Source organism: Actinomyces sp. zg328 (genome assembly GCF_009829635.1).
Lineage (GTDB): Bacteria > Actinomycetota > Actinomycetes > Actinomycetales > Actinomycetaceae > Actinomyces > Actinomyces marmotae.
In genome coordinates this window covers 63503-76896 of sequence record NZ_VWPE01000006.1, presented here as the reverse complement: position 1 = coordinate 76896, position 13394 = coordinate 63503, and the positions used below count along the sequence as shown (strand labels likewise).

Annotated in this window: 6 protein-coding genes and 2 pseudogenes; 1 reads left to right on the top strand and 7 read right to left on the bottom strand. The window is 65.0% G+C overall.

All coding sequences use genetic code 11. The features are described from left to right. Positions 1 to 5: 5 nt before the first annotated feature. Positions 6 to 227 carry a hypothetical protein gene (locus GVV75_RS04805; protein ID WP_201288708.1) on the bottom strand — a complete coding sequence of 74 codons (222 nt, stop codon included), beginning with the start codon at positions 225 to 227 and terminating at the stop codon, positions 6 to 8. Then, positions 220 to 417 (bottom strand): antitoxin VbhA family protein, encoded by a 198-nt coding sequence (locus tag GVV75_RS10275; RefSeq protein WP_159813741.1) that lies wholly within the window; start codon positions 415 to 417, stop codon positions 220 to 222. Before GVV75_RS10275 ends, GVV75_RS04805 begins: the two co-directional genes overlap by 8 nt. 195 nt (positions 418 to 612) lie before the next feature. On the opposite strand from GVV75_RS10275, the pseudogene GVV75_RS04795 reads away from it, so the two are divergent. Further along, positions 613 to 1956: pseudogene (locus GVV75_RS04795) on the top strand (ISL3 family transposase). Between the two features lie 114 nt (positions 1957 to 2070). Here GVV75_RS04795 and GVV75_RS04790 read toward each other — a convergent pair. The 5 genes and pseudogenes from GVV75_RS04790 to GVV75_RS04775 all read right to left on the bottom strand — a co-directional run bounded on the left by GVV75_RS04790 (position 2071) and on the right by GVV75_RS04775 (position 13311). After that, a complete protein-coding gene (locus tag GVV75_RS04790) occupies positions 2071 to 3585 on the bottom strand; it encodes a UvrD-helicase domain-containing protein (RefSeq protein WP_159813739.1) in 1515 nt (504 codons plus the stop codon). A gap of 443 nt (positions 3586 to 4028) precedes the next feature. Continuing rightward, positions 4029 to 4904, bottom strand: a complete 876-nt coding sequence (locus GVV75_RS10270; RefSeq protein WP_236266062.1) for an ATP-dependent nuclease — start codon at positions 4902 to 4904, stop codon at positions 4029 to 4031. Positions 4905 to 5297: 393 nt separating this feature from the next. Beyond that, positions 5298 to 5432: pseudogene (locus GVV75_RS10530) on the bottom strand (AAA family ATPase); the annotation flags it as partial. A 62-nt stretch (positions 5433 to 5494) separates the two neighbouring features. Next, a complete protein-coding gene (locus GVV75_RS04780; protein ID WP_159813735.1) occupies positions 5495 to 10261 on the bottom strand; it encodes a class I SAM-dependent DNA methyltransferase in 4767 nt (1588 codons plus the stop codon). Then, a complete protein-coding gene (locus tag GVV75_RS04775) occupies positions 10261 to 13311 on the bottom strand; it encodes a DEAD/DEAH box helicase (RefSeq protein ID WP_159813733.1) in 3051 nt (1016 codons plus the stop codon). The genes GVV75_RS04780 and GVV75_RS04775 overlap by 1 nt, the downstream gene beginning before the upstream one ends. Positions 13312 to 13394: the final 83 nt, after the last annotated feature.

Below are 13394 nucleotides of genomic sequence, written 5' to 3'. Positions count from 1 at the left end.
TCCACTCATCGGTGGTCCTCGATTCCATGACCGGCCAGAACTACCCCACAACTCAAATCCTGTTTGCCAAAATTGGTCGGATTCGCCGGGTGATCGATGAGTTGTATCAAGCGGGCAAACGAAAGGCCACCCTCTGCCTCATCGAGTGCGATCTTTGTTCGTTCTCCAACCTTGTTCCGCAGCAGGCCCGTCTTGGGAGCGAGGCGCGGATCGATGAACTCAGTCAAGGCCATAGCGGGCGCGGGCGCGGGCCACCAGCTCGTCAGAATCGATGCGACCGGCGATGTACTCGCGGGCGTCCTGGCGGCCGGATTCCGTCACTGTCAGGCCCTCCATCTCAACGCTGTGGATTGCCTCGGCCACGCGCAGGTCCCGCTCGGCCTCAGTCGTCGCGATCGTTGCAGCCTCAGTGACCACGGGATGCTCCTCTCCTTCGGCACTGGGTGCATTATACCTGGTTCCCCGAAAACCGGCCAAGGACGGCTTTGACGGCTCTTCTCAATCGGGGGTGTAGTGGTGGTGTGAGCTGGGTGCGGCGTGTCGGTGGTGGGGTAGGGGGCGGGGTCTTCCGATGATGGGAACTCTGACACAACCGATCCGGAAGACCTCGACGTGCCCAACGCTACCTTCACCGCGCCTAACCTGACTGCCTTCGCTGGCCTGGACGACCTGGGTCTTGAGGTCACCGGCCAGCGCATTGAGGCCGAGCGTGCGGTGCTGGCCTGGCGGGTTCTTGAGCCCGACGACTAGTGCCGGCGCTGCGGGTGCAAGGGGGGGGCGCGTGAGGCGGTGACCCGGTCTCTGGCGCGCCTCTGGTATGGCGTCCCACCACGCTGGCGGTGCGGGTGCGCAGGTACCGTTGCGCCGGTTGCGGCCACGTGTGGCGCCAGAGCACGCAGGCGGCGGCCCAGCCGCGCTCGAAGATCTCCCGGGCTCACCTGAGGTGGGCCCTGAGCGGGATCGTGGTGCAGCACCTGTCCATGGCCCGGGTGGCCCAGGGCCTTGGTGTGTCGTGGAGCACGGCCAACGAGGCGGTCCTGGCCGAGGGCAGGCGCGTGCTGATCGACAGGCCGGGCCGGTTCGACGGCGTCAGGGTCATCGGGGTCGACGATTCGCCCGCGCGCTGCGCTCTCAAGCGGGAGGCGTCCCCTCTTGTATGGCGTCACACCAGGTCCGAGGACACGTACGTCACGGTGGTCATCGACCTGACCCCACTGCGCCAGGGCACGGGTCCGGCCCGTCTGCTTGACATGGTCCCCGGGCGCTCCACGCAGGTGTTCAAGGCCTGGCTAGCCTCACGTCCCCAGGCCTGGAGGCAGGGCATCGAGGTGGTCGCCATGAACGGCTTCACCGGGTTCAAGACCGCTGCCAGCGAGGATCTGGCCGACGCCAAGGCGGTGCTGGACCCCTTCCACGTGGTGCACCTGGCCGGTGACGCGCTCGACTCCTGCCGCCGGCGTATCCAGCAGCAGCTGCACGGGCGGCGGGGACGTGCTGGTGACCCCCTGTACAAGACGCGCCGCACCCTGCACACCGGCGAGGACCTGCTCACCGACAACCAGCGCACCCGCCTGGAGGAACTGCTCGCCAACGACGAGCACACCGCGCTGGAGATCACCTGGTGGATCTACCATAGGATGATCGCCGCCTACCGCCATCGTGACAGGGCCCAGGGCAAAGAGACTCATGCTCAAGCTGATCACCAGCATCTCGCACGGCGTGCCACCCGAGTTGAGCGAGGTCACCGCCCTGGGGCGCACGCTGCACAGACGCGCCTCCCACGTGCTGGCCTACTTCGACCACCCCCGCACCTCCAACGGCCCCACCGAAGCTGTCAACGGCTGCCTGGAGCACCTACGCCCCGCCGCGCTCGGTTTTCGCAACCTCACCAACTACATCGCCCGCTCACTGCTACAAGCCGGCGGGTTCCGCCCCCTGCTACACCCTGGATCGTGAAGAGCCGGTATGAGCCACCAAGCGGTCAACGAACGCTTTGCGCACAGGTGAGTGGTGGTAAGGGCGTTCGAAGACCCGCTCGACGAGGTTCAGAATGATAATGCTAGGAAGAGATCAGATATCCAGGGTGCTAAGATCTGTCGTTCCGCTCAGCAAGCCGCAGAACCGTCTGGCGCGAGTGATGGCAACGTAAGTGATGCAGTCCTCTTCCTCATGCTCATCAAGGCCTGATTTGAGCGCATCAACTTGGTCTTGAGACAGTACGACTCCAACGCGCTCCCACTCCCGCCCTTTAGCTTGGAAAACCGTGAGGCCAGGGATGAGTGAAGGCAGCCGAAGTCTCTCTGCCAGTCTCGAAAGTTGCATACGAAAGTCGGACTCCTTCCGTTTGTCGGGGCGCCTTGGCTTGCGGACTCCCAAACTCTTGACTGCCTCGAGTAAATCTTCGAGGACTTCGGCTTCGTCCTTAGCGGCAATCAGGCTCGCGACCAGGGGTGCGAATAACTCATCTTGCTCCTTCTGAAAATTCTCGCGGTCTAGTCCTAGTTTTGTGATAGCCGCCTCGCGTCCGTATGATGTTGTGCCTAGACGGGTGCGTGTGGCAACGTCGAGAAAGAGGTTCATTGCCGCGTCAGTCGCATTATTCACCGTTCGGAAAGCAAGTGGAAGAACGTTGTTTCCGGCAGTCCATAGTTGTGTCCAGTTTCGGGCAAGTGCGACGTCGACCTCGCTGCTGTCGATGTCTGGTAAAGTGATGCCGATTCTGGCACGTAGAGTTGCTGCCAGTTGAGGCATCTGGTCGCCAGTATACCTGAAAGACTCTGGTTGCTCATACTCAATAAATGGGTCGGAAGTGTTATGTAATAGTCTCTTTACGGCTTCGGGCTCTGCGCCTCGCCACCTATATAGCGCTTGCCAGGGGTCACCAACAAGGGTGATCGATAGGCCGCCCTCAGCGGCGAGGTAGACGATGTGGAGATCGAGGGTGTTTCCGTCGTATACCTCGTCGACTACCAAAGCCCGATAGTTTTCGGAAAGCCAATTGACTGTGACTTCCTTCAATTCGTCGACCTGCATGGCTGAATGGAGAATCGAGCGAACGTCCTCGTGGCTGACCGTCCCGGCATCAAGAATCGTTTGATGGTCAGCGAACTTGCTGATCCCAGCTTCTGGTTTCGTTACCTTCCGACGCCTCGAAACGACGCAATTGTTGTTGTCAAGGCAGGCGAAGCGCTTGCAATCTCCATCCGTCAGGAATCGAAATCCCGTATATGCGCGGTAGTCGTCGCAGACATCAAGCTTTGTGGTCTTGTTGGGCCAGGTGATTCTTTCTTCTCTAAGAAGAAATGTGAGGAGGTCAACGTGAAGCTGATCGAAGGTGACGACATGATGGGGAGTAGTGATGCACTTGCTGCCCCACCGGAGCTCGATACGGTGACGTAACTCAGCCGCAGCGGCACGGTTGAATGTGAGGCCGACTACACCGCGGAGATCGCCCGGCTGATACCGCAAGTAGCCGTATCTTTCTGCCGCGATAGTGGTCTTTCCGCTGCCTGGTGCTGAAATAACGTTAACGAGTCGATCGGTCGCGGCTGCGGCAAGTGCCTGAGCGTTCGTGAGCTGAACCATTGGTATGCTCAGAATATGTTGCCTGAAGGGGATAGGGTGGGCTCCGTGCTGTCGTACAGCCAAGTGAACATTTCGTTGATGTGGCTTGGGATGACGACAGTGCTCAGGTTTTGGTCGATCAGTCGCGCAATGGCAAGGGCAAACTTGCCCTTGTGTTTCGGTTGGCTGGTGAAAAATTCATCGACGGTCTCGGTGCTTACTGGAATAGGTGGGTTGAGTCCACATTTTTTAAATGCAGCCTCGACGAGGGATTCGTTACCGCTGACAAGTGAGGGCTCAAGGGTTGGCTGAGACCAGAAGAAGCGTGCGGTCTCGGCGTTGAGATGTGAGTGCCATGCAGGAGGTGGTGGGCTGGGGAGTGGAGTGCCACGCAAGTCCGTGTCTGCTAGGGCTGCAACGCGAGTGACAAGTTCGTAAGTAGGCGTCGCGAGCAGGCGAATTGGCTATTGTCCGATCTTGTGGCCGAGAGGAAGAATAGCAAGAGAGTCAATGAAGCCGGTTTGTTGAGGATCACCGCCGGCCCACGCACGGCCAAGCAGCCTGAGAATGTTCGCCTCAGTGACGCCCTCGACAATGAGAACTCTGTCGGCAAACAACGCGGATGAGCGAGTTGCGTCGAGGTGAAGCCGAGTCTGCTGAAACAATTCGGTTTTAAGGCCCCTGCTCAATGGAAGATCTACGAGTCGACGTGAGAGCGTGCAGTTATTGGGATCCTTCCGCACGATTGTCAGTTCTTCGGCGTTACAGGCTGAGGCGAGCTCCGCTGAGTGTGTCGTCACAATGATCTGAATGTCTGGGCGTTCTTTAACCAAGGTGCGCAGATAGCGGATGAGTCCGTACTGAAGTTGTGGGTGAAGATGCGCCTCCGGTTCCTCGATCAAGACCGTTGCATGGAAGAGTTCTGGATAGAAGGAGTCTGCATCGGAATCTGCGGCCATTGCCGTCTGTGCGAGCCTCTGTCTCGCAGCCTCGGCGCGTTCATCTTTGCTCTCTATTTCTGCGTCTGTATCGCCGTTCTCGCTCGGATGATCATCAGACGGTAGAGTGCTTCCTGCATCTGGGATTCCGGCGAGGGTAACGGCAATGTGGAGCAGGTTCACATACCCGAGGCTAGACACCTGGAGGCGGCGGGCTGTCGCGCGTTCTGGTATGAGCGCTACAAGCATTTCGAACACTCGGGCCAGATAGGTGTCATCGACTGTCTGTGTGCCTACGAATGCGTGATGCTCTTGGACGCCTCCACTGATGATTCTGAGGTTCTCAGCGATGCGGTCTTCGACGTTCGCCACGAGCGGATGATTTGTGAGTGAGTCAAGCATGCCTTCAGCTTTGGCTCTCAAAGATTGAAGTCCGTCGGTTTTGGGGTGTCTACGTTCGTCGGCGCGGAGCAATTCGAGGAGGATGCGGGCGTCACGTCGTGAGAGATCGTCGATCGGGTTCCGAAGTGCTGGCAGGTGTACCAATCGAATACTTTCGTACTCATCGGTCGGTTCGTTGGGACGCCCTGCACGGACCTGGCCAAGCGAGCGTTCGAGTGGACGGGCCCATCGCGGTGCTGCGAGACCACGCCGCTTTCGATACTTTCCAAATGCGCCTTCTCGGGAAGGGTCTTCCTCGAATTCGTAGTCTACGCGGACTGACCGCGGCGCGACGCCCAAGGCTGTTGCGTCGATAGGTGCGAGTCGAGGAAAGTGGCGTGGATGGGCTAGAGCTATCGCCTCGTTGATCGTTGTCTTCCCGGCGCCATTGGCGCCGAGAATCAGAGAGAAGCGTCCGCTCAGTTCGCAAACAATTGGCGTGTTTGCCGCCGCGCGGTAACCCTCGATTGTTATGCGTTTGAGATACATAAGTCACCTGACTGAGTCTATCGTTGGTCGAATGGCAGGACGCTGCTTTTGTGGTTGTATTTCTACATTTGTTGAGTAAGGATGTTGTGGATGCGGTGGAAGTCGGATTCGCGGTCGCGGGTGCGGAAGGGGAGGGAGTACACATATTTTACGCCCGAGCCGGGGTGGGGGTGGGTGCGCTCCGATACTGGCATGGCGTCATCCGAGTCCGGGCGGCCGCGCTTCGCCCAGGCCTGGCGCACCACAGTCGGCACCTGCCGGCCGTTCGCATCATAGACGTACGCGCCCTGGCCACGGCCATGGTCATAGTCGTACAGCACCGCGAACTGCGTCCGATAGATCGTGCACAGATCCTCCACCGGCACCCCCAGCGTCATCGCCACCATCACATCGATCTCTGCCTGAGCATTCCGACGATCCTCCGCCCGACGCAACGGCACGTCCCGCGTCCACACCGGGCCCACCGGACGCTCATCGTGGCGCTTCAAAATTGGCGCGTCATCGAGGAAAGAGTCCTCCCAGCACTGCGCCCACAGGTCCGCGTATGCATCAGTCACGCAGTTGAGACGGAGTGTGCGGAGAATGACCTTGTGACTCAACGGGTTGTCAGGTGGAAGGGTGGGCAGGAGATTGAAATCGTTGCCGCGGATGTCGTTGCGTGCACGTGAACGAATCTGAAAGTCGGCGAGAAGAGTTGACGCTAGGGCTGACACAAGAGCGGTGGTTGACAGCCCAGTGGCCGGTGCTGCTGTGGAGAATACGGCGTCCACATGCGCAACTCCGGGAGGGATGATCGCCGGGATGAGGGTGCGCTCGCCGGTGTTGGCGGCCATGCGGCGCCACGCGATGCGGTAATGGTTGCGGGCGGAGGACTCGCCCCAGTGGGTATAGAGGCGCTCGTACGTGGCGCGGTCGCCTGCCGGCTTGTACTGGGTCACCGGCCGGGCGCCCGCAGGAAGAGCCTCAAACTCTGTCGCAGTCCAGTCTTGCTGGTGACGCATGGTCTCGTTCGCGGCCTTGTACAGTGGAGTGGAGACATAGAGGTGTGGCCCCTGGAGGATGGCGTCCTCCCACGCTGCTTCGCCCCAGGTTTTGATGAAGAGACCCTTCGAAAAATCGGCTGTCTCATGCCAACCTGCGGAGAACTCCAGCCCGAGCCTGCTGATCCGCGGATGCGATGCGAGGTTGGCCAGCGTGCGTGCTGCCGCCGAGTTGACGGTCGAGACCATAGGGGTGGAGCGCCAGTCCTCGGCCTCGGTCACGGCCTGCCAGGTCCGCAAGACCGACTCGTCTACCCGTTGGATACGGGACGCATGGGGGCGCAGGTCCCACGTGCCCGTATGGGGATCCTTGAAGCCTGGTTCTTCGCCACTGCCGTCGTGGGCAAGCGACCGCAGGACGGTCTCCGGCTGGTAAAGCGATGTCGCATGGGCGAATGAGGGCATACGCTCAGTCCCATAGATATGGACGCCGTATGACTTTTGGTGCTGAATGTCGAACAGTGACAGCTCGTTGATGAACTGCCAGTGCCGGCGCAGGTGCCGGTAGGTAGCGGCACGGAGCTCGGAAGTCTTGGCGTCCGCGAAGTGCGTCTCCATGTGGATGAGACTGGAGATGCCCCGCTCACTCTGGTGCTCCCACACCTGGCACATGAAGGCCCGATAGAGATCGGGCTGACCGCTCAGCAGCGGATAGATGCTCGCATCGCTCAGCAGCTCGGACTGGACGATGACTTCCGTCGTACCGTCGATCACCAGGTCCCGCACACCGTCGCGCGCCAGCGTCGCAGGCAGACGCGCGTTCTTGGCAGCAACCGAGGGCTTGCTGGTCAAGGTCCACCACGGGTCGGCTTCCGCCAGCAGGGCATTGACGTCTGTGCGCGGCCGCACCCACGGCGGGTTGCCCACCTGGAGGTCGAAGCCACCACGGGCGAAAACGGGGGCGAAGTCGAGTTCCCAGTGGAAGAAGCCCTGTTCGGCAGCTGTCTTGCGCACCACCTCCAGCCAGCGGTTCTCCGGGTCAGCGAAAATGGCTGTGACCGGGCGGGCGCCGGCAAAGCCCAGCTCGACGGCCTCCACATCCTCCAACTGAGCCCAGGTGGAGGCCTCAGCCAACGTCCCATCAGTGCCCTTGACTTCCTTGAGGGCCTTTCCGACAATCCCCTCCAGGGCATCGAGCCACTGCTCCAGCGTCGGCGGAGCCACGTTCGTCGTCAGCGGCCAGTACCACAGGGCACACCACGCATCCATCACCAGGCGCAGGCGCCGGTACGCCGAGTCCTCATCAGCCAGGTAGGCCTCAATCTGCTCACGGCTCACGCCCGAACTGGCGGAAGGAGCCGACTGCTGCCCCCACAGGTCGATGCGCCGGGAAGCCTCCGCCTGGGCCACCCGCAGGCGCCGCAGGCTCAGCTCCCACAGCACCTCTACGCGCCGCGCCAGCGCCGTCAGCCGCCGCACCTGCACCGCCGTCGGCGCCTTCGTCACCTCCTTGCGCCAGGTCTTGAGAGCCTTCAGACGCTCAGCGTCCACGAGGTCCCGCACCTGCGTGGGCACCTCCACCGCGCTGCCCCAGCCCCTGGCCGGCAGGAGGAAGTGGTGGATGCGATCCGACACGTCCACGGCCCCACCCAGGCGGCGGGCGCCGTCGTCGCCATCCAGCGCCTTGGCCACCCGACTGAGCGGCTCAGCCACCGGCGCGCTCCTCAGCCACGCGCCCTTCTTCAGTTGGGAGAGCGAGTACAAGGCCCGCTTGGCGCCCACGAGCGAGTTGCCGCGGCGCAGGCGCAGACCGAACCACGGCGCCGCCAGGCCCTCCACCATCGTGTCCAGCCACAGGGAGACCTCCGCCAGCTCCACCGCCGTCGCATTGAGGTCCACCCCATACACCTGGTGCAGCGCCAGGTACGCCTTGACTTTCGCCAACTCGCGGGGACGCTCCTGCGGATCCACCCGCCGGCCCAGCTCACGCTCTCGGCGCGCCAGGTACTGCTCCGCCAACTGACGCACCGCCTCGATCGCGAAGGCCCCCGAACCCAGCGCCGGCTCACACACCGTCAGCTCCAGCACCTCCTCAGCCGTCGTCGTGCGCCCATCACGGTCCAGCAACTCGGCCAGCGCCTGCTGCACCGTGAAGCGGGTGAGCACCTCCGGGGTGTAGAAGGAGGCCGAGCGCTGCCGGTCCCGGCCCGAGAGCCTAAAGACGAACTCGCCCGCCTCATACGTCACGTTCCGGCGCTCCCCGGTGACCTCATCGGCCACCGTCACGAAGTCGTGCTCATCCAGGCCCTCCATGACGTCACGCGGCACCACCCACGAGCCCTTCGAGGCGTCCCCGCCCGGGGCCACCTCCCACAGGCGCTGCCTGGCGAAGGAACCCGTGTAGCTCATGAGGCCCTCATAGACCGCGCCCAGCTGGTTGATGCCCAGCTCCACGTAGGAGATGAAGCCGCGACCCGCCTTGCCGCCCTCCTTCGTCAGCAGCAGGCTGCGCAGCACCCGCAGCATCGCCGCGTTGCCCAGCCCCACCTCGTCGATGAGCGCCGTCGCCTCAGGGCGGAACAAGTCCGCGCGCATCGGCTGGAACACCAGGCCGTCCACCGGCTCCCCGGCCTCAACGCCCGCCGCCCGGGCGTCATGCCCCTGATCCACCAGGGTGAACAGCAGGCCCAGGGACTCATAGATGTGCGTGCCCGACTGGGAGGACTCCTCATGCAGCTCGCGCAGGCACAGTTCACGCAGGCGCTCCAGGCCGTAGCCGGCGTCGTACTCCGCGGCCCCCACCGGCAGCACGCCCAGCTCCGGGCTCGCCTCCGCATACAGCAGGAAGATGATCCGGTAGATGAACCGCAGCGACTGCAGCGCCAGCGGCTGCGCCGCCGACTGGGGGAGCGGGGCCAGACCCTGCGCCGCACGACGACGCACCACCTCATTCGCGATGACCTCGATCGAGGAGCGCACCCCCTCGCGCAGGTCCTGCGAGACCCCCACCGTGTGCGCCGCCGACTGAGCCAGCGTCATCGCCCACCACGTCTCACCCTCCGGGCCGGGCACGAGGGAGGCAGCCTCCAGGCAGGCCAGGGCCCGCTCCACCTCACCGCCGCGCCTGAGGTCGTGGCGCTCGACGACCAGCTGGACGTCCACCGCCAGCCACCGGCCCTCCGGCCAGCGCTCCTTCTCCGCGATGAGCGCCCACCGCCCCGCCAGGACCAGGGCGAAAGCCGGGCCGTGCTCGTCCGTCATGAGCGTGGACAGCGCCCGGGACACCGACTCCACCGGCTCAGCCCCCTCCACCGCAGCTGCGGCCGGGTCGGCCAGGTCCACCGGCTGCCACGGCTCAGCCAAGGTCTGGCCGTCCTTGACCAGCAGGTCCTCCACCGCGGAGACAGGGCGTGCCCGCAGCAGAGCCACGGGAGCCGGGCCCTCGTCACCGAAGGGGCGCACCAGCGTCACGGGGCCGCGCTCGGTCAGCCGGTACTCCGCCGAGGCAAACCCCAGGACCTCGCGCAGCAGGCCGTCCAGCTCGGCCGAGGCCTCAAGGGCCCCGGCGGTCAGGGCCTCCTGCCCGCCCGCGACGCCGCCGTCCGACGGCCCGCCGTCGTCGGCCACCATCAGCGCCGCCAACAGCTCCTCCAGCCGCGAGCGGGCGGAGCGCAGGCGCGTGCGGGGCGTCGGTACGGGCGCCGCAGCGCCGACCGCCCTCTCCAGGTCCTCCCACTCCTTGCGACGCTCCAGCACCCGCGCCAGGAAAGACCCCTTGGTGGCGTCAGTGGTGAAGTAGTGCTCACTGATAAAGTCCTCGCCCACAACGAGCGCGTCCGACACCGCCATCAGCGGCCTCCTTCCTCAGTGGCATGCCGTGGTACGACGACGAGCAGTGGCCGGATAAGCGTGTGGGCGGGGGAGTGCTGCGCGATCAACTCGCGCTCCTGGTTCACCGTGCGGCGCTGGGAGCGCAGCTGACGGTTCTGCAGGAGCCGGCCGGCGTCGTCATCCCACGAGTCCACTCGCGCCGCCCAGGCGTCCACCCGCCTCTTTGCTTCCGCCGTGGCCACAGTAACCACCGTCTGCATCTGCTTGTCGGCTGCATCCACCGCCGGGGCGATGAGCGCGCCGAGCAGGTCCAGGTCCGCGGGCGCGCCCGGATTCATCTGCCCCGGGCCCACCCCGACCGCTGCGAACATGGCTGCCGGTGAGGCGTGCACTGTGGTCAAGGGGACAGGCGTGAGCGCGCACCCTGCCGCCACATCCGCCCGGGCCGCCTCCACGTCCAGGACGGGGAAAGCCACGCTCGCGCTCACCATCGACACCGTCCGGCCCGCCCGGTTCGACAGCGTCCCCAGCAGCAGAACCGTGGGGGCATCCACCTCGCCGTGGATGGCGAAGACCGACGAGCGTCCCAGACGCGCCAGCACCCGGTCACCGGCCCACTCCAGCACCGGGTGCAGTGGCCCCAGGTAGTGGGCCTCAGGCCAGGAGGAATCCGACTCATCGCGCAGAGCCTGGGCCAGCAGCCGCGCACCCTTGCTGGCCGTGGTCGCCAGCAGCAGGCGCTCGCGCACCCGACGCTCCTGCAGGTAGGACTGCGGCAGGGTTTCCAGGCGGGCACGCAGCCCCGGCGGGGGCACGAGTTCAGCCACATGCTCCACGCCGTGCTCACGCCACGACACCCCGCCGGCGCCCGATATCGGGTCAGCCTTCTCCTCCGGACGCTCATAGAGCTCTGTCAGCGCCTGGCGCAGGTAGTCCACCTGCGAGGCGTACAGAGAAGTCGGCTCAGACGACGTGGTGCTCAGAGGGGCAGGAGCGGGTGAGTGCGCGGGAGTGGCGTCGGGGCGCTCCGGAGTGGCGTCGGGGCGCGCCGGCGCCGCCCCCGTGAGACGCGCGAACAGGGCTGCCATCGGGTCGCGCTCAAGCGCCTCGTCCACATCCGGCACGACCTGGTCGATATCCGTGCCCGCCGCCAGCGCCTCACGAATCGCCTTCTCCTCCTTCTCACCGGAGTACAAGCCCATGAGAGAAGCGGCGTCACCCAGCGCCCGGTGCGCCTGCTCCTCCTTCTCCATCAGACGGGTCAGCACCCGCACGTCACCGGAGAAACCCGGGTCCGCAGGGCTGAGCAGCAGGGTGGTGATCTGGGGAGCCACCTCCTGGCCGTAACGGTCGATACGGCCATTGCGCTGCTCGATACGGATGAGCGACCACGGAATGTCGTAGTGAATAAGCTCATGGCACTGGGCGTGCAAATTGACGCCCTCCGAGGCCACATCACCTGTCACCAGAATGCGCACAGGCGTGTGTGACTGGCGGAAAGCCTCCACAATTTCCTGCTGCTCCACGTCCGAGAGGCTGCCGTGCATGACGCGCACCGCCTCCGCCGGCAGGCCCAGGTCCTCACGCAGGTGCTCCGCCAGCCAGTTCAGGGTGGCGATGCGCTCGGCGAACACCACGACCCGCTGCGGCGAGCGGCGCCCGATGCCGATCCGCTTCAGCTCCTCCAGCAGCGCCCGGTACTTGCCCGAGTCCGTCGTGTTCGCCACTGCGGCCAGCTCGCGCAGCCGGGTTAGGGCCTGCGCCTGCTCCGAGGAGGCCAGAGCGTCTTGGTCGGCCGCGCGGGAGAGGCGCCGCGTCAGACGCTCGTCGATCGTCTGGATGAGGGCCGCCGGGGAGGACAGGAAGGCCTTGGCCAGCGTCCACGAGAAGAGGGCCTCGCCTCCCCGGCCGTGGCCCGGGACCAGCCCGGGCGCCGCGGCGCCGTCGGGCCGGTGCAGCCAGGTACGGGACAGCTCTGCGGCCACCGCCTCCTCCGCGCCGGAGGGCTCCACCAGCCGGTTGACCGGGGTGAGCCGCTCCTTCCACCGGCCGCCCACGACGTCGCGCACCTGAGGTGAATGACGGTGACGGCGGATGACGAGCCGGCGCACGGCCTCCTCGTCAAGCTCGCCGTCGGGGTGGACCGCCGTCGGCTCCAGCAGCCGGATGAGCTCGGCGAAAGAGGCAGGATCCCCATTGTGCGGGGTCGCCGAGGCCAGGATGAGGGCATCGGTCTGACGCGCCAGGATGTCCGCCAGCCGATTGTTGAGCGTGCCGCGGTTAGTGACGTTGTGCGACTCATCGATGACGACGGCATCCCAGCGCTGACGGCGCAGGTGGTTGAGGTAGCGGTCAGACTTCAGCGTGTCGATCGAGATGATCGCGCGGTGGTAGACGGAAAAGGGGTTGCGGGTGGCCGGCACCGAGCGCCGCACCCGCTGGATGCCCACCGAGTCCAGGCGCACAAAAGGCAGGGCGAAGCGCGACCACATCTCATGCTGCATCTGCTCAAGCACATGGCGCGGCGTGACGATGAGGATCCTCTCGCCCCTGCCGCGGCGCACGAGCTCGGCCAGGATCATGCCGATCTCCAGGGTCTTGCCCAGCCCGACGGCGTCGGCCAGCAGGATCCGGGGGCGCAGGTTCGCCGGGTTAAGGGCCTGGCGGACCGCGGTGAGCTGGTAGGGCAAGGCGTCAGCCAGGACGTCGCCGACCACCGCCAGGTCCGTAGAGACGGCGGGTAGCGGGGTCTTGCGAACCGTCGCCTCCAACCACAGGCGTGACAGGCGGTAGCCGGGTGATGGGTCTGCCACCACGCGGGTCAGATGCGGGTCCACCGGGGTGATGCGATCCAGGCCGGCGCTGAACTGGGCGGTCGTGTCCTGCACCAGCTCGGACAGGCCCTGGACGGTGACGAGCAGGCCGTCGGCGTTGTGGGAGACCTGGGTGACCAGCCACTCCTCATCGCGTACGCGCACCACCGAGCCGGGGGCGACGTCGGGGGAGGCAGGGGCGGTGCTTGGGGAACCGGATGGGGGAGGGGCGGGCATGGCCGTGGTCACGGACATGATCCTAGGCAGTGGGAAACGCCTCCGGGGCCCTCCCTGGCCGCGCGCCGTGCTCACCGGCGCGCGCGCGTGGGCAGTGTTGG